Origin of the sequence: Desulfofundulus sp. TPOSR, assembly GCF_011393055.1 — a bacterium.
Lineage (GTDB): Bacteria > Bacillota > Desulfotomaculia > Desulfotomaculales > Desulfovirgulaceae > Desulfofundulus > Desulfofundulus kuznetsovii.
This window is the reverse complement of sequence record NZ_JAAOEF010000004.1, coordinates 174,545-198,913: the sequence shown is the minus strand read 5'-3', so window position 1 is coordinate 198,913 and position 24,369 is coordinate 174,545. Positions and strand designations below refer to the sequence as shown.

At 54.8% G+C, this 24,369-nt stretch carries 23 protein-coding genes and 5 tRNA genes; 22 read left to right on the top strand and 6 right to left on the bottom strand.

The genetic code is table 11. The features are described from left to right. Window positions 1–33 precede the first annotated feature (33 nt). A complete protein-coding gene (locus G7K71_RS16755) occupies window positions 34–1,413 on the top strand; it encodes an MFS transporter (protein ID WP_243175073.1) in 1,380 nt (459 codons plus the stop codon). A gap of 40 nt (window positions 1,414–1,453) precedes the next feature. Here G7K71_RS16755 and G7K71_RS16750 read toward each other — a convergent pair whose 3' ends face one another. Both G7K71_RS16750 and G7K71_RS16745 read right to left on the bottom strand, forming a co-directional pair. Beyond that, a complete protein-coding gene (locus G7K71_RS16750) occupies window positions 1,454–1,732 on the bottom strand; it encodes a zf-TFIIB domain-containing protein (protein WP_013824095.1) in 279 nt (92 codons plus the stop codon). Between the two features lie 179 nt (window positions 1,733–1,911). Next, window positions 1,912–2,670 (bottom strand): ATP-binding protein, encoded by a 759-nt coding sequence (locus G7K71_RS16745; RefSeq protein ID WP_166348892.1) that lies wholly within the window; start codon window positions 2,668–2,670, stop codon window positions 1,912–1,914. A gap of 419 nt (window positions 2,671–3,089) precedes the next feature. Here G7K71_RS16745 and G7K71_RS16740 point away from each other — a divergent pair, with 419 nt between their 5' ends. Continuing rightward, window positions 3,090–3,449, top strand: coding sequence for a hypothetical protein (locus G7K71_RS16740; RefSeq protein WP_166348889.1), 360 nt, complete (start codon window positions 3,090–3,092; stop codon window positions 3,447–3,449). A 39-nt stretch (window positions 3,450–3,488) separates the two neighbouring features. Here the strand turns inward: G7K71_RS16740 and G7K71_RS16735 are convergent, their stop codons facing one another. Both G7K71_RS16735 and G7K71_RS16730 read right to left on the bottom strand, forming a co-directional pair. Then, window positions 3,489–4,559: a DUF763 domain-containing protein gene (locus G7K71_RS16735; RefSeq protein WP_395858288.1), complete on the bottom strand. Its 1,071-nt coding sequence runs from the start codon at window positions 4,557–4,559 to the stop codon at window positions 3,489–3,491. An 87-nt stretch (window positions 4,560–4,646) separates the two neighbouring features. Continuing rightward, window positions 4,647–4,844 carry a ferredoxin gene (locus G7K71_RS16730; RefSeq protein WP_013824091.1) on the bottom strand — a complete coding sequence of 66 codons (198 nt, stop codon included), beginning with the start codon at window positions 4,842–4,844 and terminating at the stop codon, window positions 4,647–4,649. Window positions 4,845–5,036: 192 nt separating this feature from the next. Between G7K71_RS16730 and G7K71_RS16725 the strand changes: the two genes are divergently transcribed. Further along, the gene (locus G7K71_RS16725; RefSeq protein WP_166348884.1) at window positions 5,037–6,578 is read left to right on the top strand and encodes a phosphoenolpyruvate carboxykinase (ATP); all 1,542 of its coding nucleotides are present in this window, start codon (window positions 5,037–5,039) and stop codon (window positions 6,576–6,578) included. Window positions 6,579–6,591: 13 nt separating this feature from the next. Here the strand turns inward: G7K71_RS16725 and G7K71_RS19960 are convergent, their stop codons facing one another. Next, the gene (locus G7K71_RS19960) at window positions 6,592–7,806 is read right to left on the bottom strand and encodes an MFS transporter (protein ID WP_166348881.1); all 1,215 of its coding nucleotides are present in this window, start codon (window positions 7,804–7,806) and stop codon (window positions 6,592–6,594) included. Window positions 7,807–8,103: 297 nt separating this feature from the next. On the opposite strand from G7K71_RS19960, the gene G7K71_RS16715 reads away from it, so the two are divergent. From G7K71_RS16715 to G7K71_RS16690, 6 genes are all read left to right on the top strand, one after another. Next, complete coding sequence (locus tag G7K71_RS16715) at window positions 8,104–9,564, top strand: sigma-54-dependent Fis family transcriptional regulator (protein ID WP_166348878.1); 1,461 nt, start codon at window positions 8,104–8,106, stop codon at window positions 9,562–9,564. 193 nt (window positions 9,565–9,757) lie between these two features. Further along, complete coding sequence (locus G7K71_RS16710) at window positions 9,758–10,912, top strand: iron-containing alcohol dehydrogenase (protein ID WP_166348876.1); 1,155 nt, start codon at window positions 9,758–9,760, stop codon at window positions 10,910–10,912. Between the two features lie 25 nt (window positions 10,913–10,937). After that, window positions 10,938–12,698, top strand: coding sequence for an aldehyde ferredoxin oxidoreductase family protein (locus G7K71_RS16705; RefSeq protein WP_166348873.1), 1,761 nt, complete (start codon window positions 10,938–10,940; stop codon window positions 12,696–12,698). A gap of 38 nt (window positions 12,699–12,736) precedes the next feature. Continuing rightward, window positions 12,737–13,540 (top strand): N-acyl homoserine lactonase family protein, encoded by an 804-nt coding sequence (locus tag G7K71_RS16700; protein WP_013824085.1) that lies wholly within the window; start codon window positions 12,737–12,739, stop codon window positions 13,538–13,540. 223 nt (window positions 13,541–13,763) lie between these two features. Further along, entirely contained in the window at window positions 13,764–14,813 is a 1,050-nt protein-coding gene (locus G7K71_RS16695; protein ID WP_166348870.1) for an NAD(P)-dependent oxidoreductase, read from the top strand. Window positions 14,814–14,958: 145 nt separating this feature from the next. Further along, a complete protein-coding gene (locus G7K71_RS16690; RefSeq protein WP_166348867.1) occupies window positions 14,959–15,870 on the top strand; it encodes a serine hydrolase in 912 nt (303 codons plus the stop codon). Between the two features lie 65 nt (window positions 15,871–15,935). Here G7K71_RS16690 and pdaA read toward each other — a convergent pair whose 3' ends face one another. Next, window positions 15,936–16,910: a delta-lactam-biosynthetic de-N-acetylase gene (gene pdaA / locus G7K71_RS16685; protein ID WP_166348864.1), complete on the bottom strand. Its 975-nt coding sequence runs from the start codon at window positions 16,908–16,910 to the stop codon at window positions 15,936–15,938. A gap of 432 nt (window positions 16,911–17,342) precedes the next feature. Here pdaA and G7K71_RS16680 point away from each other — a divergent pair. The 13 genes from G7K71_RS16680 to G7K71_RS16620 all read left to right on the top strand — a co-directional run bounded on the left by G7K71_RS16680 (window position 17,343) and on the right by G7K71_RS16620 (window position 24,144). After that, window positions 17,343–17,418, top strand: a tRNA-Thr gene (locus G7K71_RS16680). A gap of 11 nt (window positions 17,419–17,429) precedes the next feature. Then, window positions 17,430–17,515, top strand: a tRNA-Tyr gene (locus G7K71_RS16675). An 85-nt stretch (window positions 17,516–17,600) separates the two neighbouring features. Continuing rightward, window positions 17,601–17,676, top strand: a tRNA-Met gene (locus G7K71_RS16670). Between the two features lie 2 nt (window positions 17,677–17,678). Next, window positions 17,679–17,754 (top strand) — tRNA-Thr (locus tag G7K71_RS16665). A 114-nt stretch (window positions 17,755–17,868) separates the two neighbouring features. Further along, window positions 17,869–17,945 (top strand) — tRNA-Met (locus G7K71_RS16660). A 167-nt stretch (window positions 17,946–18,112) separates the two neighbouring features. Continuing rightward, window positions 18,113–19,315 carry an elongation factor Tu gene (gene tuf / locus G7K71_RS16655; RefSeq protein WP_166348862.1) on the top strand — a complete coding sequence of 401 codons (1,203 nt, stop codon included), beginning with the start codon at window positions 18,113–18,115 and terminating at the stop codon, window positions 19,313–19,315. 213 nt (window positions 19,316–19,528) lie between these two features. Then, window positions 19,529–19,678: a 50S ribosomal protein L33 gene (gene rpmG / locus G7K71_RS16650; RefSeq protein WP_013824078.1), complete on the top strand. Its 150-nt coding sequence runs from the start codon at window positions 19,529–19,531 to the stop codon at window positions 19,676–19,678. A 54-nt stretch (window positions 19,679–19,732) separates the two neighbouring features. After that, the gene (gene secE, locus G7K71_RS16645) at window positions 19,733–20,041 is read left to right on the top strand and encodes a preprotein translocase subunit SecE (protein ID WP_013824077.1); all 309 of its coding nucleotides are present in this window, start codon (window positions 19,733–19,735) and stop codon (window positions 20,039–20,041) included. A 49-nt stretch (window positions 20,042–20,090) separates the two neighbouring features. Then, entirely contained in the window at window positions 20,091–20,627 is a 537-nt protein-coding gene (nusG, locus tag G7K71_RS16640; RefSeq protein WP_013824076.1) for a transcription termination/antitermination protein NusG, read from the top strand. A gap of 26 nt (window positions 20,628–20,653) precedes the next feature. Continuing rightward, complete coding sequence (rplK, locus tag G7K71_RS16635) at window positions 20,654–21,082, top strand: 50S ribosomal protein L11 (protein ID WP_013824075.1); 429 nt, start codon at window positions 20,654–20,656, stop codon at window positions 21,080–21,082. A 58-nt stretch (window positions 21,083–21,140) separates the two neighbouring features. Next, window positions 21,141–21,839 carry a 50S ribosomal protein L1 gene (gene rplA / locus G7K71_RS16630; protein WP_166348859.1) on the top strand — a complete coding sequence of 233 codons (699 nt, stop codon included), beginning with the start codon at window positions 21,141–21,143 and terminating at the stop codon, window positions 21,837–21,839. A gap of 358 nt (window positions 21,840–22,197) precedes the next feature. After that, a complete protein-coding gene (gene rplJ, locus G7K71_RS16625) occupies window positions 22,198–22,731 on the top strand; it encodes a 50S ribosomal protein L10 (RefSeq protein ID WP_166348856.1) in 534 nt (177 codons plus the stop codon). A 129-nt stretch (window positions 22,732–22,860) separates the two neighbouring features. Continuing rightward, window positions 22,861–24,144 carry an IS110 family transposase gene (locus G7K71_RS16620; RefSeq protein WP_166343398.1) on the top strand — a complete coding sequence of 428 codons (1,284 nt, stop codon included), beginning with the start codon at window positions 22,861–22,863 and terminating at the stop codon, window positions 24,142–24,144. The last annotated feature ends 225 nt before the right edge of the window (window positions 24,145–24,369 follow it).

Here is a 24,369-nt window from a genome sequence, read left to right as displayed (position 1 = left end):
GGCTTGCGCTTTTTTATGAAAGGTAGCGAAAGCATGAAAAAATACGTTTTGCTGGCGGCCACCCTGGCTTCCTTTTTAACTCCCTTTATGGGCAGTGCCGTTAACCTGGCCGTTCCGGCCATCGGTCGGGAGTTTCACCTGGAAGCATTGATGCTCAACTGGATTGTTACTTCCTATCTCCTGGCCTCCTCTGTTTTCTTGCTTCCCTTTGGCCGGGCGGCGGACCTGTACGGCAGGAAAAAGGTCTTTCTGGCCGGGATCATTACTTATACCTTGCTGTCCCTTTTAAGCGGTCTGGCCACTTCAGGGGAAATGCTGATCCTTTTCCGCATCCTGCACGGCATTGGCGGGGCCATGATCTTCGGTACCGGCGTGGCCATCCTGACCGGCGTATTTCCTCCCCGGGAACGGGGGAAAGTGCTGGGCATCAACGTGGCGGCTGTTTATACGGGGTTATCCCTGGGGCCTGTGGTAGGCGGGTTTTTAACCCACCAGTTTGGCTGGCGGTATATTTTCTACCTGAACTTTTTGCTTGGCTTAATTGTGGTCCTGGTCACCGTGTTTAAACTCAAGGGAGAATGGAGGGATGTGCGGGGTGAAAAATATGACCCGGCGGGGGCGTTCCTTTACACCCTGGGCATGGCGGCATTCATGTACGGCATCGCGTCGGCCAACACCAGCACCTCTGCCCGCTGGGTGCTGGCAATGGGTCTGGTTTTGCTGGCCCTGTTTATCCGGCAGGAGCTGCGCTACCCCTATCCGTTGATCAACCTGAACCTTTTCCGCAACCTGGTTTTTGCCTTTTCCAACCTGGCGGCGCTCATTCACTATAGCGCCACCTTTGCGGTGGGGTTTTTGCTTTCCCTGTACCTGCAGGTGGTCAGGGGGCTGGATGCCCAGACTGCCGGCTTTATCCTCCTGGCGCAGCCCGTTCTGATGGCCCTTCTTTCCCCGCTGGCCGGCAGGCTTTCCGACCGTGTCGAGCCGCGGCTGCTTGCTTCCCTGGGGATGGCTTTAAGCTTTGCCGGGCTTTTCCTTTTTTCCCTTATAAACAAAACCACTCCTTTGTGGACGATAATGGGATATCTGGTGTTGCTTGGCACTGGCTTTGCCCTGTTTTCTTCGCCCAATACCAATGCGGTAATGAGTGCAGTAGAAAAACGCTATTACGGAGTGGCTTCCGCCACCCTGGGTACCATGCGCCTGGTCGGGCAGGCTTTAAGCATGGCCCTGGTCACCTTCTTCTTTGGCCTTTATCTGAAGGGTACGACCATCACCCCGTCTGCGAGTCCGCTCTTGCTGAAAAGCATGCATATATCCTTTTTGCTCTTTGCCGTGCTCTGCGCCGGCGGCGTATATTTCTCCCTGGCCCGGGGGGAGGTCCGGAAAAAAGAAGGGCGGCCGGCAAAATAAAAAGGGTGGCGGGAAACGCGCCACCCGGATTTTTTTAATCTTAATCAAACAGATCTTCAAATAACTCGAAGATGCTGCGTTTCTTTTTGTGCTTGTGGTAGCCGTGATGGCCGTAATGGTCGTGATGGTGATAGCTGTGGTGCTCGTCGTAATCTTTGTGGTGCTGAAATTCGCCGTGGAACTCCCGGGCCAGGGCAATCACCTTTTCCAGTTCTCCGCCGTCGAGCCACACCCCGTGGCAGCGGGAGCAGACATCCAGCAAGACCCCGAAGCGGGGCACTTCCCTAAGGGGTACATGGCATACCGGGCAGTCCTTCATCAAGAAACGCCTCCTTACTTTAAAATCATATGCTGCTTTCATTATAACCAAAAAATGTTACCCTGCAAGCAGGTTTGTTGCCCCGCAGCCAGTGGTGGTTACCGGAAAGGCGCGGCAGGTAAGCCCTATCGAAACGTAAACCACTTCCGTGTAGTCCTACGAATTGCTCCGGAGGTGGTTTATTTGTCAGGAGCTGGTTCCAACCACCCGGCCTTTTCGATGGCGGTGAGAAATTTTTCGCGGATATCGGGGTAGGCTTTCGCCATCAAGCCCACCAGGGAGCGTATTTCTTCCCGCTTCGTTTTACCGCTGGCAGGACAGGGGTTGTCCATCACGGGAAGGTTTTCAGCCCGCGTAATACCGGCCAGGGTGGCTTCCGGCAGGTAAATGAGGGGGCGGATAAGCACCAGGCCGCTTCTGGCCAGATGGGTTGCCGGCGTAAAGGTGGCCAGCCGGCCGGTATAGACCCAGTTTAAAAGAAATGTTTCCAGGAGGTCATCCAGGTGATGCCCCAGGGCCACCTTGTTGCAGCCCAGCCGCCGGGCCACTCCGTGGAGGGCGCCCCGGCGCAGGTGGGCGCACAGGGCACAGGGGTTTTCCTCCCGGCGGTGTTCAAAAACGATGGCTCCGATGGCCGTTTGTTCCACGTGAAATGGTATTTCCCGTTCCCGGCAAAAGGAGGCCAGGGGTGCAGGATCAACCGGCCAGCCCAGGTCAAGAAAGACGGCGTGAAAGTCAAATGAAAGCGGGGAATAGTGTTTGAGCAGCCACATTATGTACAGGAGAGCGGAACTATCCTTGCCCCCCGAAACACCTACTGCAATTTTATCGCCTGCCGTGATCATGGAGTACCGGTAGATCGCCCTTTTCACTTTCGTCAGGAACCATTTCCCGTAGGTGCGCTTGATTTGGTAGACTGCCTTACTCCGGTCCTTCATTTCTTACCCCTGGAAAACCTGGATTCTTGTCATTTAGAGCAAAGATCGTGTAATATTAAAGAGCAATGGTAAAACCATGAGAATTCGTAAGTATTCAGTAAAGTCGCTAGGGGGGTGCGGCGCTGTCCGGAGCGAACGACTTGCGAAGCGCCGGTAACAGCACCCGGTGAAGCGAGGCTGCCGGCTCGGCTCTCGAGGACGCCAAACGAAAGCGAATGGAAGAACACCTGCTGGTGACACATCGGGCAGTTTAATATGGTCGGGAGGTAATAGTTTCGATGGTAATCCGCAGAGAGCCAGAGCCGGCCCGAAGCGAACCGTGGTGCTGTCGGCGCGGAGCACTGGAGTGAGCGGGGACAGCGCCGCACCCAACCGGGTTCACTGAATGTTTACGAGAATTCTTTGTAGAGGGTGAGGCAATGAGTCTTTATCATGATGTACAAAAAATTGTTGTACCGCGCATTGTTCACCTGGCCCGGGAGATGAATCTCGGCGCCGGTCAGGTTGTGGAGCTGGACTGCCCGCGGGCGACCCTTTTGAACATTGCCTTTCGCATCCGCACTACCGGGACCGTGAATCTCTTTGTAGAGGAGCACAACGGGCAGGAATGGGAGACCACCGGCAGGCTGGAGGTCGAAGAAGGGGAAACCGTGTGGCACCACATACTAAAAAAACCCTGCTTTCGACTGCGCCTTGCCAATCCCTCGCCTGCCGGTGCGGTGGAGGTTTCCATCGACGCCAACCTGCCCTGCCTGAAAGATCTTAGCGAAATAAAATAAAAGGCTTCAATAATCTTCGGGACAAGCCGTGTCCTGGCGCTAAAACGCATGGCGGGGCCACCGGCCCAGGCGGCGGAAGGCCTCTATTTTTTCCTGGTGGCCCAGGCGGCTTTCGGCCAGGGCTTTCTCCAGAAAGGCTATGGAGTGATCATAGGTGGCCCGGTCCACGGGATAAGGGTGGCCGTCCTTGCCCCCGTGGGCGAAACTGAACCTGGCCGGATCCCTGAAGCTGGGCGGTGTTCCGTAGGCCAGTTCCGAGAGCAGGGAAAGAGCCCGCAGCGCTTTAGGTCCCACTCCCTCGGTGGCTACCAGCGCGGCAAAATTCTCCGGCTGCCGTTCGTAACTTTTCAGGAGCACCCGGTGCAGTCTGGCCGGATTCAGGTCGGCCAGTTCCACCCGGTGCCGGGCCGGCAGGTTCAGGGCACTCTGCTGCAACCGGGTCAGATCCCGGAGCAGGTTTTCCGGTTTTTCCCGGGCCAGCTCGGCAATTACCTTTCGCGCCGGGTCGCTTTCCAGGGCCACCAGGTTAAGGGTTTCACCCTTGTGATCGCAGCACACCGCCGTGTGGGGTTCGCAGACAAAATCCTTTACCGTGGTGCTCAACCAGTGATAGCGGCGGGCCCAGCGGGTGGTTTCGTTCATACCCTGCTGGATGATTGCCCAGTGCCCGGAGGAAGTAAAAAAGAAGGTGTGATGGTAGAGCTGGTAGCCGTCCTGGACGGCGGCGTTGTCCACTTTGGCGGCCATCTTGCTCGCAAAAACCAGTTCCCGGGGATCCCGGGCCAGGGGAAACTTTTCCCCTATGGCCAGGATTTCGTCCGGCGTCTGGCGGGATGTCTTTCCTTTACCTCCCGCCACAAAAAGCCCCAACTGCCCGGCCCGGTCCCGCAGGGCTTCCTTTAACGCACCGCAGACGGTGGTGGTTAAGCCGGAAGAATGCCAGTCAAATCCCAGCACGCAGCCCAGGGCCTGAAACCAGAAGGGGTCGGCCAGCCTGGCCAGGATCCCGTCCGGGCCGCTTTCAGCTACCATCACTTCAATTAATGCGCGGCTCATTTTGACCATCCGTTCAAAGAGCCAGGGCGGGCATTTCCCTCCGTGCAGGGGCAGGTTGGCCGTCCCGGTTCGCATGTGCATTCCTCCACCAAATAAGGGGGCGTCTTTCCCGACGCCCCTTGTTTTTTGCTTTAGTTCTTTCTATTCCTCTTTCCAGTGGATGCACTGGGCAGGGCACATATCAATGGCTTCCTGAATTTCATCTTCACTGGCCCCCTGGGGATTAACCACCTCGGCGAAACCCAGGGTTTCATTCATCTGGAAGACATCCGGGCAAACGTCTGCGCAGGAGCCGCAGGCCAGGCATTCTTCCGATTCGATGTACGGAATTTTGGCCACGGTGTTTCCCTCCTTAACTTTTCCGTTTGTGGCTGTACTGCCGGGGATATTATATCACCTTTGTCAATAATTTGAATAGAGGTAACTGAACACTTTTTTGTATTTTGTATGCATAGTGCAGGAAAATGAAAAAATTTCTTGAATACTCATTAACATAAGCCACGAATAACATCGCGAGAGGGTGGACTGACCATGAAGGAATTTCGCCGCAAGGTTTTGGCCGCCGAGGAAATAATCAATCCCTCGCCGGAAGTGTTAAGGGCACTGGCCTCCCATGAAGAAAAAGTTACGGTTTACGGGAGTCTCAGCTATATCACACAGGTCCGCAACCGCAGCGCCAAATTCACCTATATTGTTGAAGATGGAGTACGGCTGGGGGTGGACCAGCAGGGCATCTCCCGGGAGCGGGCGCTGGAACTGGTGGACCAGGTGCATGCCTACCTGAAGCAAAAATCGGTCATCCGCCTGGACCGGCAGATGGGCACCCATCCCGATTTCCGCCTCCACTGCCGTTTATATATCACCGCTGAATATGCCCGCATACCACTGCAGTGGCGGTTGATGCTCTTTGAACCGGAAAACCCGGACAAAGAGCCCGATTTAATGAGCATCTATGTTCCGGAGTGGCCCGAGCGGATTATTTTTTGCCACCCCGAAGCGGGTGTGACCTACATTCTGGGCACTGATTACTTTGGCGAATGCAAGAAATCTTTTTTGCGCATGGCCATGTACGTGGTGAAAAAGCGGGGCTGGCTGGGCCTGCACGCCGGGAGCAAGGTTTTAAGGGTGCGGGACAGGAACGGCCAGTTAAAAGAGGTCGGCTTTATTCTCTTTGGCCTTTCCGGTACGGGGAAAACCACTCTCACCATGCATGATCACGGCTTGACCGGAGAGGAAGGGGTGGTCATCCGCCAGGACGACGTGGTGATGATGGATGGCCGGGGTTACTGTTACGGTACGGAAAACGGCTTTTATATTAAAACGGAAGGTTTGGATGAGTCCCAGCTGGTCCTCTACCGGGCGGCCACCGCTTCCGGGGCCGTCTTTGAAAACGTGAAGGTGCTGGAAGACGGGCGGATTCTATTTGATGATACCGGGCTGACTTCCAACGGCCGGGGAGTGATCCTGCGCCGGGACGTGCTCAATACCGATGGCCGTATTGATCTCGACAAGGCCCACCGGCTCATCTTTATCACCCGCCGGAATACCATTATCCCTCCCGTGGCCAGGTTGACGGCGGAACAGGCGGCGGCTTATTTTATGCTGGGGGAATCCATTGAAACCTCGGCGGGAGATCCCACCCGTGCCGGCCAGTCGAAAAGGGAGGTGGGCACCAATCCCTTTATCATTGGTCCAGAAGAAGAGGAAGGCAACCGCCTGCTGGAAATTCTGCGGGCCAACCCGGATATGGAGTGCTACCTGTTGAATACCGGGAGCGTGGGCGCCGGGCCCGGCTTCCCCGGCGAAAAAATCACCATTGCCGTTTCCACCCACATCTTAAGGGAAATTGCCCGCAACAGTATTACCTGGCAAACCGATCCCGACTGGGGCTACCAGGTGCCTTTGCAGGTGCCGGGTCTGGACCTGGACCGCTATAACCCCGTTACTTACTACAGCCCGGAAGTTTACCGGCAGCTGGTGGAAGAACTGCGCCGGGAGCGCCGCCAGTGGCTGGCCAAGTACCGGGGGCTGAAACCGGAAATTGTCGCCGCCATTGAACCGCCGGGGAATTAGTCTCTTGGAAAGCTTAAGACAGGATTTTCCTTGCCTTTAGCGTTTCCTGCAGGCGGGCCATCACTCCTATGGCAGTGGCCCCCAGCAGGGCGGAGTAGAGCAGCATGACCGTGAGGATGTCCCAGCGCTGGGCCAGGAAAGTGCCCGCCAGGGGACCGGCCACCAGGCCTAAGGAATAGGCAGTGTTGGATATCCCATAGGTAGTGCCGTAAAGGCCGTTCTGAGGACCTGTGTTTGCGGTGTTCAGATGCTTGGAATTGATTTTTTCTACAGACTCCGCCAGTAAGGGCAGTGCCGGGGTGGAGTACGCGCCGGCAGTAATGCCCAGCAGTATCATGGCTACCGTTACCAGTTTAACATTTGGCGCCTGGACCAGCCACGGTACGGTGGCCGCCGTGCTGAGCAGTCCGGCTACAATCAGGGGTTTACGACCCAGCCGGTCGGAAAGAATGCCGAAAAGGGGCTGGAACAGGGCGAAGGAGAGGCTCAAGGCGCCAAAGAGCAGCCCCACGCCGGCACTGCCGAGGCCAAAACGTTTATGCAGGTCGATGGGCAGAAGGGGTTCCAGCATGCCAAACCCAAAGCTGCCCGTGACGGTTATTGACACTCCCCAGAAGATATTCCGGTCAAACAAAAACTGCTGCCACGGCAGCTGCTCCCGCCCGGTAGAGGTGCTGTTTTTTGGCAGGGGGCTGAACCAGAGCAAAAGGCTCAATAAGGCTCCCATCCCGGCTGTTAACAGAAAGGGAAAGGCGTAACCGGCAAACTGGTAAAGGGTGCCACCCAGCACGGGGCCGATTATGGTGCCCAGGCCGGTGCTGGTCATGACTATTCCCATTTTTTGCCCCCTTAAATGCGGAGGGTACAGGGCCGCCACCAGGGCCAGGCCGGCCGACCAGGTGGCCGCCGCGGCTATTCCCTGGAGCAAACGGCTGATAACCAGAAGCCAGTCCGAGCGGGAAATCATGAAGATTAGCGTGGATATGGTCAGGCCGGCCATACCCAGAACCATGACCGGCCTGTAGCCGTACCGGTCACAGGCCAGTCCTGCGGGTACGCTGGCCAGTAGAAGGCCGGTCGAGTAGGCGGCAAAAATTACCCCCAGCATGGTGGGAGAGGCGCCTATGGTGGTGGCGTAGTAGGGGACCACGGGGACGATGATGCCGTACAACAGGGTATCCAGGAAAACGGTCAGGTTGATCAGTATAAACAAGTAGCCGGTATTCATAATTTGCCTCGCTTGCAGCCCTCCCCCAAAGCTTCTAAGAAAACCTGTGCCCTTTTGGGTTTCCTTTATTGTACCGGTTTTTTTCTGATACTCATATTCTGGTTGGTAACCCGTCTTCCCTTCTTTCACGAAGATATGAAGGTAAAATGATGCATTTATAATCTACGGACCGCAGGCAGGCAAAACCTGCCTTTTGTTTTTCGCTGGTTGAGCTGGAGGAGATCATATTGCAATGTCGAAATTATGAAGTGTCTAAATATTTTTAACGGAATTTGTCGGGGAGGGAGGAGAAAGCATATGCTTTTTGAAGAAGGCCTTTCTCGTTACCTGCCGGAATATTGGAAAGATGGAAGCGATCATCTGCTCGCTTTACATAAGACAAATCTTTTAGAAAATACCCTGGGGTCCAAACAAAGGACACGGAATTATCAGGGCAGGTCCTTACGTGTTGCCGATACTGAAACCGGCTTTTACTACACCAACGGGCAGGCTTATACCCTGGGCGTGAACAGTGCCTACGAATGTTTGACGGGTTTACATGGCGACGAACTGTTGGGACGCAATATGAATGAACTGGTGGATAACCGCTACTTCGACCGGTCGGTTTCCCTGATGGTACTGGAACAGGGGCGCACCGTTACCATTCTCCAGCATGTGCTTAAAACCGGCCAGAAAGTGATGGTAACCGGAAATCCCGTTTTTGATGAAGAGGGTAAAATTCTTCTGGTAGTAACTACGGTGAAACCGCTGCGAAACAATAAAGGAAAGAAAGTAACCGGGCCGACCCCGGCAAATCACCTGGTGGAACTGGAAGGCATCGGAACGGTAGTGGCGGAAAGCGAAGCCATGAAACAGGTGGTGAACAGGGCCATTCGTGCTGCGTATTCCGACGCCACCGTCTTGATCCAGGGCGAGTCCGGCGTCGGCAAAGAAGTCGTGGCCAGGATTATCCATGAATACAGTCCGAGGAAGCACAAACCCTTTGTGGTGGTAAACGCGGCCGCCATTCCGGGGGAACTTTTTGAGGCGGAATTATTCGGTTACCGTCCGGGAGCTTTTACGGGCGCCCGGCGGGAAGGTTATCCCGGGTTGGTCAAGGCTGCCGAGGGGGGGACCCTGTTTCTGGATGAGATCAGTGAGGTGCCTCTTTCTGCCCAGGTGAAATTATTGCGTCTAATCCAAAATAAGGAATTTTACCCCCTGGGTAGCGGGCAACCGGAAAGAATAGATGTGCGCATTGTGGCTGCATCCAATCAAGATCTGGTAAAGCTGGTGCGTGAGGGGCGTTTTCGCCAGGATCTATACTACAGGTTGAATGTTATACCAATTTACGTTCCTTCCCTGGCCAACCGGCGGGAGGATATTATTCCCCTGGCCAGCCACTTTTTCAAACTCTACACGGACCGTTACAACATCAAAAAGATTCTTACTCCGGAAGCCTGCCGGGAATTGCTTGGCTACCGGTGGCCGGGAAACGTGCGGGAGCTGCAGAATTTGATGGAGCGACTGGTGGTTCTCAGTTCCGGGGTAACAATTACTGCCCGCATGGTAGCCACGGAACTGGAGGCGCAACTGGAGCAACCCGCCGCTTGTTTTTCGCCTGGAAATCCGGAGAACCTGGAAAAGGCGGTGGAAGAATTTGAAAAGGATCTTATCCGGCATGCTTTGCAGATATATTCCTCGCAAGAGGAGGCGTCCCGGGCGCTGGGTATTCACCGGAGTACCCTGGCCCGGAAAATAAAAAAATACTTTTCTTAAACCGCGCAAAGTTGCGCGTTTTTTGTTGCACTCCTGCTACATCCAGAGGCGGGGATGAGAGGATTTAAGGGAAACCGGTAGGTATCAAGCCGCGATATTAAAAGGCTTCGCGATCATTTAAGCAAAAGTATTCAAACAGGCATGAATTTTGAAAATCGTGGCACCGACAGATAATATTCTGGAGGTGCATGATGTGAAAGTAAGCCATTTCTGGACGGCAGGCACAATCATTACTGGATGGGGTAGCCTCGGCCGGATTGCCGGTGAGGCTAAAAACCTTGGCGCCACCAAAATCCTGCTGGTTACCGATCCCGTGCTTTTAAAAACCGGCCTCATTGACCGGGTAAAGGAAGCCCTGGCCCCAACCGGCCTGGAAATCGGACTTTTCAGTGAAGTGGAACCCGAACCACGCCTGCAGGTGGTGACCAGATGTCAGGAGGCCATTAAAGAAGGTGGCTACGACCTGCTGGTGGCGGTGGGCGGCGGCAGTTCCATGGACGTGGCCAAGGCCGCTTCTATTTTGGTGACCAATTCCGGCTCCATTAAGGAATACCTTGGCGTGAACCTGGTGCCCAATCCGGGCATACCGGTAATTGCCGTGCCCACCACTGCCGGTACAGGCAGCGAAGTGACGCCCATCGCCATCCTTTCCGATGTTGATGAACAGTTGAAAAAGGGTGTGGTCAGCCCGTACCTTCTTCCCAGAGTGGCCATTGTGGACCCGGAACTAACGGTAACCATGCCTCCGCATATAACCGCGGCGACTGGTATGGATGCCCTGACCCACGCAGTAGAAGCGTATATCTCCGTTAATGCTACGACAATTACCGATGCACTGGCCCTGGAAGCCATCAGGCTTATTTCCCGGCACCTGCGTACGGCAGTGGCCAACGGTGAGGATATGGAGGCCAGGGAGAACATGGCCATGGCCAGCCTGCTGGCAGGGATTGCCTTCGCCAACGCCGGTGTCGGTGCCGTTCATGCGATGGCCTATCCCCTGGGTGCCCAGTTCCATGTCCCCCACGGTGTGGCCAACGCCGTCCTGCTGCCTTATGTCATGGAATCAAACCTGCTCGGTGCCCTGCCGAGGTTCAAAATAATGGCCCTGGCCATGGGGGAAAGGGTGGAGGAACTGTCCGACCGTGAGGCGGCCGGTAAATTTATCGAGGCCATTAAGCAGCTGTCCACCGATGTAAGAATTCCTTTGCATCTCCGCGATCTCGGTGTAACTGCCGGAGCCATACCGGGTATGGCCGCGGGTGCCATAAAGGTAACCCGCCTGCTGGCCAACAACCCGCGCAAGCTCACGGTGGACGACATCAGGGAAATCTACGAAAGGGCATTTTAAAGGCAAGGAAAGGAAGACTTAAATCATGAGAGGCTTTTACGGACGTCTGCTCCGCATTGACCTGTCAACCAGACAGTGGCAGGCGGAGGAAATTCCAGATGAAGTTTTGGCCGCATACCTGGGCGGTAAAGGTTTGGGCACTTACCTGATGCTCCAAAACATTCCGCCCGGGGCCGACCCCCTGGGTCCGGAAAACTGCCTAATTTTTACCACCGGCCCTGTAACAGGTACGGCCATGCCGGGTTCCAACCGTTTTGGAGTCTTTGCCCGGTCCCCCCTCACCGGTTTTTACGGCGAGTCCTACTCAGGCGGCCATGTGGGGGCGGCAATGAAGAGAACCGGTTACGATGCTATTATCATTCAGGGCCAGGCAAAGAATCCTACCTTATTGGAAGTCACCGATCAGAATGTTTATTTCCGGGACGGCACGAAATTATGGGGCCTGGATTGCTACGCTGCTGAAGATGGGGCACTGGCGGATGTTGGCGCAAGGGGCGCCCAGGCGGTGGTGATCGGTCCGGCCGGCGAAAACCTGGTCCGCTATGCCTGCATTGAAAACAACTACTGGCGTTCCGCGGGACGGACCGGCATGGGGGCCGTGATGGGGTCGAAAAAACTAAAGGCTATTGTTTTTCACGGCCGGGCCGGCTGTGAGCTGGCCGACCCGGCGGGTCTGAAACAATATGTCGCCGGGCTGGCTCAAAAGGCCAGGGACAACGCTGGGGTGCTTGGCTACCGCAAGTACGGTACACCACAGCTGGTTTCGATAATGAACTCGGTAGGCGCCTTTCCGGCCAGGTATTGGTCCCGGGGAACCCTTCCCGGCTGGGAGTCACTGACCGGCGACTACCTGATCGAAAACTTTGAAGTGCAACCGCGGGCCTGCCGCCCCTGCTTAATGACCTGCGGCAACCTCACCCGGGTGACCAGGGGAAGGCACGAAGGGCTTATGGTGGAAGGTCCGGAATATGAAACCATTTATTCTTTCGGCGGATTGTGCTGCATCCACGACCTGTCCGAAATCATTTACCTGAACGACATCTGCGACCGGCTTGGCCTGGATACAATCAGTGCGGGCAACATGGCGGCCTTTGCCATAGAGGCGGCACAAAGAGGAGCACTGGACGTTAAAGTGGCTTACGGGGACGTAGAAGGTATTGCGCAGCTACTCCACCAGATAGCCCGACGGGAGGGCGTGGGTGACCTGCTGGCCGAAGGTATCCGGGTGGCGGCGGAAAAACTGGGCCTTTCCGACCTCGCCATACATGTTAAAGGGATGGAACCGGCCGGCTATGATCCCCGGGTGTTGCAGGGCATGGGCCTGGCCTACGCTACCTCTCCCCGGGGTGCGTGCCATCTGCGCGCTACATTTTACAAGCCCGAGCTGGCCGGGATCATCGATCCGAAGACCACTCACGGGAAAGCAGAGCTGTTCATTGATTATGAGGACCGGTTGGCTATTTACGACGCCCTTATTCTCTGCCGTTTTTACCGGGACCTGGTTTTATGGGAGGACCTGGCTACACTGGTTAACGCCACCACGGGTCTGGGTGTGGACGAAGGACAGCTGCGCCGCATTGCCGGACGCATAGTTGCGGCCACCCGTCAATTTAACCTTTTACAGGGCTTGACCAGGGATGACGATAACCTGCCGCCACGCTTCTTTAAAGAACCGCTGGAAAACGGGGACGTTCTCCCGGAAGAAAACTTCAGGCAGATGCTGGCCGATTACTACCGCCTGCGCGGGTGGGATGAAGAAGGCCGCCCAATCGTTGGGGCTATTTAAACCCGGTTTTAGAAAAAATGAAAAGGAGGAAGTTTATCATGAAAGTTTACATTTTAGATAACGGATACCTCAGCTGCGACGAAAACCAGATGGTGGCTATGGCTACAGTGGGTACGGCAAGCAATCAGACACCTTCTCACCACTGGATCAAGATTCCAGTATATTGTGTTTTGATTGATCATCCCGAGGGCAAGATACTTTTTGATACGGGATGCCCCCCGGAGGCTATGAACGGTTACTGGCCGAAAGGTTTATGTGAAGCCTTCCCTTATACGTTTACCGAAGAACAGCGTATTGAAAACCAGCTCAAGAAAATTGGATTGACTCCTCAGGATATCGACATAGTGGTTTTATCACATATGCATCTGGATCATGCCGGCAACCTGAGGCTTTTCAAAAATGCGCAGGTTTATGTACACCGTAAAGATTTTGAGCTGGGTCTTTTAATGACGCACCGGAACCCTGATCCTGACAGCCATGGAGCATATATTAAAGCTGACCTTGAAGTACCTGCTCAGTTCAATCTGGTTGATGAAGATTTTGAGCTGGTACCGGGCGTGGAAGTGGTTACCCTTCCCGGCCATACTCCGGGTGTCCTGGGTTTGGTCATACATCTGCAAAAGTCGGGAACGTTAATTTTTCCCATGGACGCAGTATATGAACGCCGCAACTATGGCCCGCCGGCCCGTCTCTCAGGCATCGTATATGACAGCATCAGTTTTATCCAGTCAATTGAAAAAGTACGGAAACTGGCCCGTAAGTACAATGGTCGGGTTATGTTCTCCCACGATATGGAGTTCTTCATCAATGAAATGAAAAAGGCCCCTGAATATTACGAGTAAAAGCAATACGTTGAAACACGAGATATGAAGATAAATTCTCCAGCCGGCTGAAAAGGCTACCGGCTGTTAAAGTTCGTGGTTCCAAAAATTTTTCGGTCCGGAAGGCGGTGGTAGAAAGTTCTCGCCGCCTTTTTGCTTTCATTAAAATATAATCTGGCAGGATTTATCAATTGGGAAAACGAATTTCCAACCCTGTGACCAAGAAAACGGGGAGGGCAGGGTCATGCGACTGTATCTTGTGGATGACGGGACCCTTACCGCGGGGGCTTTGCGCCGGGAATTGCCGGCGGCGCTGGCCGGGTGGCCGGTGACCGTAACGGTGCTGAGCATGGGACCGGGGCAGGAAGGTATTGAACCCCTTCCGGGATATGAAAAAGGAGTCAAAGAGTTTTACGGATCTTCGGCGGAGCTGGCCGGCAAACTGGCCGGGGCCGACATCCTGGTGGTGCACAAAGCGCCCGTGACTGAAGAGGTGATCGAGGGCGCACCCGGGTTGCGCCTGATTGCCTGTGCCCGGGCACACCCGGTGAATGTGGATGTCCGGGCGGCCTTAAGCCGGGGGATCCCCGTGGTGCATGCTCCGGGGCGGGCTGCCGACTCTACCGCCGATTTAACCATGGCCCTTTTGCTTTTTCTGGCCCGCAATATGGGGGAGACCTGCCGTCTGGTAAGGCGCCTGGGGGCCGGCGCCTGGCAGTACGACTGCCGCAGCCGGCTGGAGGGAGTAGAACTGGCCGGGAAGATCCTGGGCATTATCGGTTTCGGGCAGGTGGGCCGCCGGGTGGCGGTCCGGGCGCAGGCCTTTGGTATGAACCTCCTCGTATACAGTCCCCATGTGGATCCCGTTGAAATTCTTGCCGCGGGCGGCCGGCCCGTGACTCTGGAAGAACTCCTGTCAGCTTCCGATTTTGTAAGCCTCCATACCCGGCCCACTCCCGAAAAAATAGGCTTGATTGGCGCACCTCAGCTGGCGTTGATGAAGAACTCGGCCTGCTTGATCAATACCGCCCGGGGTGAGCTGGTGGATGAGGATGCCCTTTACCGCGCTTTAAAGGAAAAAAGGATCCGGGCTGCGGCGCTGGATGTTTTAATTTCGGAACCCCCGCCGCCGGATCATCCCTTTTTTACCCTCCCCAACGTCGTCCTGACCCCCCACCTGGGAGGCAAAACGGAAGCTGCACCAATGAGAGCGGCAAAGATAATCATAGAAGAGATCATTAACTTTCTGAGCGGAAAGTCCCTGCGCCATGTTATAACAGGGTCTGAAGTTTGATACCACTCCTGCCAGAAATTTTACCTTGTACTGCGAACATAATTTCATTTACACTTATTAATAAATAGGTCCTCTAATTAAAGCATTCATAAGTGTCCGGCCTTTGCCGGCTCATTTTTTTGCGTTCGGGAAGGAGGATGGGATAATGAAGAGACGTCGCCTGTTAAGCATAATGATGTTCTTAATTGCCCTGCCGTTTTTGGTTGCGGGGACGGGGGGTGCCTGGAACAGTCCGGGTCTGGATATTTCGCCGGTACAGGCGACCGGAGAAAAGGATTCGTCTTTCCAGCAGGTGCCGGATTACCGGCCGCTGCAAAAACAACTGAAAGACTACCTGGCCCAGCAGCCGGGAGTTTACGGCATCTACTTTAAGGACCTGCACTCCGGGGCCAGCTTTGATATCAACGGTGATGAGCCCATAACTGCCGCCAGCACGGTGAAGGTACCCGTGGTTCTCTACTTGAATCATCTCGTCGCCCAGGGGAAGCTGGACTGGGATGACCGGGTGGTTTATGACAGCAAACAGGACTATCAAGGGGGAGCCGGGATTCTGCAGTTTTCCGCCCGGGACGGCGACAGCTATTCCCTGCGGGTACTGGCCAACCTGTCCATAACCATCAGCGACAACATTGCCTACCGGATGCTGGTGCGCCACCTGGGTAAGGATAACGTGGCCCAATTTATGCGTGACCTGGGCGGGCAAACCGTGTTCCCGGGCGGGGAGAATATCACCACTGCCCGGGACATGGGCCGGTATATGGAGGCGGTGCTGGAATTCAGCCGTGAGCATCCCGCCCTGGGAGAGCGCCTGTTGGATGATATGGCCAACCCCATTTACCACGTGGGTTTGCCCGGTAGACTCCCGCCGGAGGTAAGGGTGGCCCATAAGGAAGGGGATGTCTGGGGTGTGGCCAACGATGCCGGGATTGTTTTTGCCGAACACCCTTACATCCTGGTGGTGCTGTCCAAAGGGGAAACGGATGTGGATAAAGGATTTGCCCGCATCGCGGAGATTTCCCGGATGGTCTATGACTACCAGGTTAATCTGAAGCGGTAATGCTGCGCAAAAGGCCTGGCGATTCTCAAGTTACGCCAGGCCCTTGTTTTAGTGCCGGCAAACCGCTAAGCTTTTTTCGCCACCAGATCATCCAGCGTCTTAAAGGTGTACCCCTGGGCCCTGGCGTCTTTAAGGATACGGTCCAGGGCTTCGGTGTTGTCCCTGGATACGGCGTGCAGCAATATTACCGCCCCGTTGTGCAGGTTATCCATTACCGACTGGTAGGCTTCCTGGGAACCTCCGGGCATGGGTACCCAGTCCACCAGGGCCAGGCTCCAGAAAATGTTGTAATATCCTAATTGCCTGGTTACCGCCAAAGTGCGCTCACTGTATTCCCCCTTGGGCGGGCGCAGGTATTTCATCTTCTTCCCCGTCAGCTTTGTGAAAAGTTCTTCCACCGATTGCAGTTCTTTCTTGATCTCCTCATCGCTGATATCGGGCAGGCTGGGATGGTTCATAGTGTGGTTGCCCACGATGTGCCCTTCAGCCGCCATACGCTTGACCAGCTCCGGCTGGGTTTTGACGTAATGCCCGGTCACAAAGAAGGCGGCTTTGACGTTGTTGGCTTTGAGAATGTCCAGTATTTTGGGCGTGTAGCCGTTTTCATAACCTTCGTCAAAGGTCAGGTAAAGCACCTTTTCACCGGGACTGCCAATCCAGTAGGCGTCATACCGGGCCAGGGTGTCGCGGATTGCTTTGGGCATTTCCGGTTGCTGGTGGTTGTCGTTACGTTTAATGCCCCAACCGCGGCGTGCGTTGGACAAGGAAGTAGTGGTCTGGCCGGTCTTTTTATTGCCGGTGGCACCTTTCTTTTCATTAACATTTTCCGGGATTTGAGCCTTTGCCTCATTTTTTGCTGGTTTTACTGCCTGTGAAGGGGGGGGATTTGCCGTTGTTTTTTCCCCCGCAGGTTGGGAAGAATAGACCCCAGTAGCACTGGACTTTGGATTTTCCGCCGCCAGGTACATCTTGCCGGCGTAAAACCCACCGGCAATTACAGCCATTATAAGTGCCACGGTTGCTTTAGCATATCGGGACAACGGATTTTCCTCCTTGATAGTAAAAATATCTAGCATTAGCTTGGGCAGGGAAATAAGGAATTATTCCCGGGTCCTGATCCAAAAAATTCGACACCTTTTGCCACCGCCCCTCTTTTGGTATATTATTTTTAAGGGCGTTTCACGGGAAGCCCGGCTGCCCGCTGAACTTTGCCTGTATACCTGACGTTTACTTAAGCCTAATACCAGGGCAGCTTCAAAGGTTGAGATCTGACCCTCCAGAGCCCGCTGCAAAACCAGCATCCGCTTCAGTTCCGTCTGTGACAGGGTAACCATCTCCTTCATACTGACATTTTTACTGACGGATTTTACCCTGACAATATCACAGACGGATCACACAGGCTGCGGTGGAGGTATTGACACGGTGAGGCTTTTCTGTTATCATAATAACTGCGTCTGAAGTTATTGTGCCATGCCGGCGTAGCTCAATTGGCAGAGCAGCTGACTTGTAATCAGCAGGTTGCGGGTTCGAGTCCCATCGCCGGCTCCAGTTTTTCCCGTGGAGGGGTTCCCGAGTGGTCAAAGGGAGCAGACTGTAAATCTGCCGGCTGACGCCTTCGCAGGTTCGAATCCTGCCCCCTCCACCAAGTACCTGCTTATTCTTCAGGACCGGACTTCTTCAAATAAGGGTTTGAAAAAGTTCCGGTTCTGTGTTATAATATAATTTGCCGACGCGGGGTGGAGCAGCCGGTAGCTCGTCGGGCTCATAACCCGAAGGTCGTAGGTTCAAATCCTACCCCCGCAACCAATGCCACTATAGCTCAGTCGGTAGAGCGCGTCCTTGGTAAGGACGAGGTCACCGGTTCAATCCCGGTTAGTGGCTCCAGTTTCAGAGGTCAGAAGTCGGAGGTCTGAGGTTGGAAGGAGCCGCCTGGCGACAGGGGAACTCAGGTGGACAGCAATTCTGACTTCCGACATCCGACATCTGACTTCCGCTCATGGCGGCGTAGCTCAGTTGGTTAGAGCAAGCGGTTCATACCCGCTGTGTCCGGGGTTCGAGTCCCTGCGCCGCTACCACTACAGAATCGCCAGCGTAAAAGCTGGTGATTTTTATTTTGGGGAGCAGGAATTTTAAGCCCTTTAGCGAATTTTGTGTTCTATGGCTTATTGCATGATTTAAAGAAAAGTGGTAATAATTTAGAAGTGTGTAAAAAAGTGGGTTTCAAGGAGGAGGAAAGAGAGTCATGGCCAAGGCCAAATTTGAGCGGACGAAACCCCACGTAAACGTAGGGACCATTGGACACGTTGACCACGGGAAGACCACTTTGACGGCAGCCATCACCACGGTGCTGGCCACGGTGGGCAGGGCGCAGGTGAAGAAATACGAAGAGATCGACAACGCTCCGGAAGAGCGGGAGCGGGGGATTACCATTAACACGGCCCACGTGGAATACGAGACGGAAAAGAGGCACTATGCCCACGTGGACTGTCCGGGCCACGCGGACTACGTGAAGAACATGATCACGGGTGCGGCCCAGATGGACGGTGCGATTCTGGTAGTATCGGCGGCGGACGGTCCCATGCCCCAGACGCGGGAGCACATATTGCTGGCCCGGCAGGTGGGTGTGCCCTACATTGTGGTGTACATGAACAAGGCGGACATGGTGGACGACGCGGAACTTCTGGAACTGGTGGAGATGGAAGTGCGGGAACTTCTGTCCACCTACGAATTTCCCGGGGACGACGTGCCGGTGATCACCGGTTCGGCGTTAAAGGCACTGGAATGCGGCTGCGGGAAGCGGGAGTGCGAATGGTGCAAATCGATCTGGGAACTGATGGACGCGGTGGACGAATACATTCCGACGCCGCAGCGTGACATTGACAAGCCCTTCCTGATGCCCATAGAAGACGTGTTCAGCATCACCGGTCGCGGCACGGTGGTGACGGGGCGTGTAGAGCGGGGCACGGTGAAGGTGGGCGACGAAGTAGAGATAGTGGGACTGATGGAAAAGCCGAAGAAGACGGTGGTCACGGGAGTGGAGATGTTCCGGAAGATCCTGGACCGTGGGGAAGCTGGGGACAACATTGGATGTCTGCTGCGGGGTATCGACCGTAAAGAAGTGGAGCGGGGGATGGTGCTGGCGAAGCCCGGGAGCATCAAGCCGCACACCCACTTCAGCGCGGAAGTATACGTGCTGACGAAGGAAGAAGGTGGGCGGCACACGCCGTTCTTTAACGGGTACCGGCCGCAGTTTTACTTCCGGACGACGGACGTGACGGGAACGATAACGCTGCCTGAAGGTGTGGAGATGGTGATGCCCGGGGACAACGTTCGGCTGGAGATCAAGCTGATCACCCCCATTGCCATTGAAGAAGGGCTGCGCTTCGCCATCCGGGAAGGTGGCCGTACCGTCGGAGCCGGCGTGGTCACCCAGATTATTGAGTAACGAGCAGCAGCGAATGGAGAAACGGATGAAGAAGGAATTGCCTGTCGATTCCTTCTTCATTGCTTATATATAAGTTTACTTATGGAAGGCTATGGTTACACTTGTTGTTTAGAGGAGTCACTATTGACATCACCGGGGAATTATGTTACAGTGGATAAGGTTAATTCCAGGGAGTTTTTTGCAAGTGTTTTTTAGTTTTAGGAGGTGGCCAGGATGCGGGTTAGTGTTACTCTGGCCTGCACGGAATGCAAACGCCGGAACTACACCACCACAAAGAACAAGAAAAATGATCCCAACCGGCTCGAATTGAAAAAGTACTGCAAGTACTGTCACACCCATACCCTCCACAAGGAAACCCGTTAGTCTTTTCCCGCCGCGACAGGCTTGCGATAAGGGTTTTTTAAGGATGTGGCTAACATGGCACCATTGAGAGGACTGATCAAAAGGGACGGTTCGCGAAACGAAGTGGCGGTTCGCGACGGAGCCAGGGCAGTTAAGAAGCCCGAAAAAAGGCTCGTGATGAAAAAGGAGAAGGTGAACCGCCTGGAACAGGTTAGTAAATATTTTCGCGGGGTCTACAGCGAACTGAAAAAGGTTCACTGGCCTAACCGGCGGGAGGTTGTTACTTACACTGGTGTGGTGCTGGTGGCCGTCACCATCGTTGGCATCCTGATCTGGATTTTCGATTCGCTTTTAAGCCGGCTGCTGCAGTTTATCATTAAATAAGTGCCAAGGGGGTGGGGGGCCTTAAGTTTTCTTGAGGTCCCTTGTATTTATGAGTGAAAAGGGTGAAAAGCACTGGTACGTGGTTCATACCTACTCCGGGTATGAGAACAAGGTAAAGGCGAACCTGGAAAAGCGGATCGAATCCATGAACATGGAGGAAAAAATCTTCCGTATCCTCGTCCCCATGGAGGACGAGGTGGAGATAAAAGACGGCAAGAAAAAAATCGTTAAGAAAAAAATCTACCCCGGTTATGTGCTGGTGGAAATGATCATGACCGACGATTCCTGGTATGTGGTGCGCAATACCCCCGGCGTAACCGGTTTTGTCGGTTCTGGTTCCAGGCCCATTCCCCTGACCGACGAAGAGGCCATGCAGATAATCGGCAAGACTTTGTCCGATACCCCGCGCCCGCGGCTGGACCTGAACGTGAAGGAGCGCGTACGGGTTACTTCCGGTCCCTTTGAGAATTTTGAAGGCATTATTGAAGAAATAGATCCGGATAAGGGAAAGCTCAAAGTAATGATCTCCATGTTTGGCCGGGAAACTCCGGTGGAATTGGATTTTTCCCAGGTGGAAAAGATATAGCGACGGCGAGGAGGTGTTCGTAGCAAATGGCGAAAAGAGTAGCTGCGGTGATCAAGCTGCAGGTCCCGGCAGGAAAAGCCACCCCTGCACCGCCGGTTGGTCCCGCCCTGGGTCAACACGGTGTGAATATTATGGCCTTCGTTAAGGAATTTAACGAACGTACGGCTGCCCAGGCCGGTCTAATCATTCCGGTGGAAATAACCGTTTTTGAGGATCGCAGCTTCACCTTTATCTGTAAGACACCGCCGGCTGCGGTACTGCTGAAGAAGGCCTGCGGTATTGAGACTGCCTCCGGTGAACCCAACCGGAAAAAGGTAGCCAGGATTCCCCTGTCCAAAGTGCGGGAGATTGCCGAAACAAAGATGCAGGATCTCAATGCCAATGATATCGAGGCCGCCATCCGCATGATTAAGGGGACGGCCAGGAGCATGGGCATCGAAGTAGTGGAAGGCTAGGCCCGTGCGGCCAGTGGGAGGATCCAGTCCGTTTGCACCACAAAGGAGGAAGGTAAAAATGCCGCGACATGGCAAAAAGTATTTAGATGCAGCCAAGAAAGTGGATCGGTCCAAGCTTTACGATCCCGCTGAGGCCCTTGCCCTGGTTAAAGAAATGGCTTCGGCTAAATTTGACGAGACGGTGGAAGTGGCCGTAAAGCTAGGGGTAGACCCCCGGCACGCCGATCAGCAGGTACGGGGAGCGGTAGTTTTACCCCATGGCACCGGCAAGACGAGGACCGTGCTGGTCTTTGCCAAGGGGGAAAAGGCCAGGGAGGCCGAGGAAGCCGGTGCGGATTTCGTTGGGGCTGAGGATATGGTAGCCAAGATCCAGCAAGAGGGATGGCTGGGTTTTGACGTAGCCGTTGCCACCCCCGACATGATGAGCCTGGTCGGACGCCTGGGCCGGATTCTGGGCCCCCGGGGCCTGATGCCCAACCCCAAAACGGGTACGGTCACCTTTGATGTTGCCCAGGCGGTTAAAGAAGTGAAAGCGGGTAAGATTGAATACCGGGTGGATAAGGCCGGTATAATCCACGCCCCCATCGGCAAAGTGTCCTTTGACGTGGAAAAGCTGACCGAAAACCTGCGCACCCTGGTGGAGCAGTTGATCCGGGTCAAGCCGGCCGCCGCAAAAGGCCAGTACATCAAGGGCATCACTGTTTCCTCCACCATGGGGCCGGGAGTAAAGGTTAACCACCTGAAGGTTACCGCCTGAGGACAACGCCGCGCCTAAGCGGCTTTCACGCACACAACATCAAAAACGTAAATGATCAGTAAAAGTGCTACCATATACGTAAGGTGCCGCGTTGTCCAAAGCGAACGACTTGCGGAGCACTGGAGTGAGCGTGGGCAACGCGGCACCAAAGCGGTTCACTGAACATTTACTTAAAAACTTCATAACCATACCTAGCTGTAGACAGTTGGTGTCCTGTACTTAATGGCATCTGCCGCCAACCGAGGCCGGGGTTTTGTTACCTGCCGTTTGTTTATCAGGGCAGGCCCTGTGTCTTTTTGTGCTACAGGTGCCTGCCCTTTAGTTTTTTCAACCCGCGGAAAGGAGGTGCAACCGGTTTATGCCTACCAGGGAAGAAAAACAAGCCATACTGGCGGAATTGACGGAGAAGTTTCGGACCAGCAAAGCAGCCGTTCTGACCAACTTTCGCGGCCTTGATGTCGCATCCATGACCAAAGTGCGCCGGCGTCTCAGGGAGTCGGGCAGTGAGCTAAAAGTGGCTAAAAACACCCTGACCCGCCTGGCGGCCAACGAGGTGGGTTTAGAGGGGTTGGACCCTTATCTGGAGGGGCCCACGGCCATTGCCTTTGGTTACGAGGATCCTGTGGCCCCGGCCAAGGTTCTTGCCGAGCTTGCCCGGGAGTTTAAGCAACTGGAAATAAAGGCCGGCATACTGGAAGGCAAGGTCATCGATGTGGAAGGGGTTCGCCGCCTGGCCGACCTGCCCTCCCGGGAGGTCCTGCTGGCCAGGGTGGCGGGTGGCATCCAGGCTCCCCTGTACGGTTTCGCCGGCGCATTGCATGGCCTTCTGCGCAACCTGGTCTATGTACTGGAAGCCATCCGTAAACAAAAGGCCGGAGAAGCAACTACCTGAGAAATTGCCTGAACCCAAAACCATGATCTGAGCATTCCTGTAATCCTTATCAAAGGGGTTGATCAACAAAAAGACCTCCTGGTACAACAAGGTTAGAGCAAACACCAAAAGTACCGGAGGTCGAGGTTAATGACGAAACGAAACAAAAACCTAAAAGAAATTCGTAGCGTCCACACCCTCATCGTGGGCGTCGACATCGCCAAAAGGACCCACTGGGCCCGCACGCTGGACGGGTCAACAGGCATCGAAGTGGGCAGCGCCTTCTCTTTTCAGAATAGCATAAACGGCTTTTCCCGTCTACTGGGTAGAATGCACCGGGTCAAAGAACAAATCGGCGCGCAAAACATCGTCGTGGCCATGGAGCCTTCCGGCCATTACTGGAAACCCCTGGCCAGCTACCTGGTCAATGCCGGCATCCCAGTAGTTATCGTCAATCCTTACCACGTCAAAAAGCAAAAAGAACTCGACGATAACTCGCCCACCAAAAACGACCGGAAAGACGCCCTGATCATCGCCACTTTAACCTGGGAAGGACGCTTTTTCCACTGCTATCTACCCAAAGGGATCTGGGCGGAACTCCGGGGGTACACCCAAAACCGCCACCAGCAAAAGGCCAAACTAAACGCCGCCCAGAACAACCTGGTGGCGATCCTGGACGAGCGCTTTCCCGAATATCCGCAGGTTTTTAAGAACCTTCTAGGGAAAGCCTCCCTGTACATCCTGACCCACCGGCCCTTCCCGGCCGACCTAAAACAGCTCACGACAGAAGAGCTGACCGCTGAACTTAAGGCAGCCAGCGGCGGGAAAGTGGGTCAAAAACGGGCCGTTCTTTTACTGGCTGCCGCCAATGAATCCATCGGCGTGCCGGAAGGTTTAGATGCTGCCCGTCTGCGCCTGACCCAGTGCCTGGAAGAAATCTTCTTCTGGCAAAAGCAATTGCTCCAAACCGAAGCGGCCATGGAAAAGGCCCTGGCCAAAACCGGCTTAGCCGAGTACCTTTTGAGCATCCCCGGGATCGGAGTCGTCACTGCCGCCAGCTTCTTAGGGGAAGTGGGGGATTTCACCCGGTACGAAGACTGGCGCCAGATCCGCAAACTGGCCGGTTACAACCTGACTATCAACCAATCCGGGGATTCCAAAAAAGGGGTTACAAAGATCTCCAAGCGGGGCCGGGCGGGGTTGCGGAGCATCCTCTACCAGGCTGCCCTGGTCCTGGTGGCCAAAAACCCTCAGTTTAAAGCGCTCTACCGTTACCTGGTGACCCGGCCGCAAAACCCGCTGAAAAGCAAGCAGGCCCTGGTAGTGATCGCCTGCAAACTCCTCCGGGTAATGTTCACCTTAGCTAAAGAAAAACGCCTGTACGACCCGGAGAAGGTTTTGGGTAGCTACCGCCGGCAGCAACTGGCGGCCTAGAAGGCTTGTGGATATGCCGCTCGTATGGACTTGCGGGAGGCCTCCTGCCACTTAAGAGGAGCCTGGAGGTTTAGGCATGGTTTATCTTCCGCCTGTCCACAGGGTCCACACTCGCTTGGACAACGCTAAAGCGTTGCCCACATATCCACAAGCCCGACGGCGTAAAGGAATCATCATGAGGCAAAAATCTTGGGTGGGGGAAACCGAAAAAACCTCCGTTAGGGC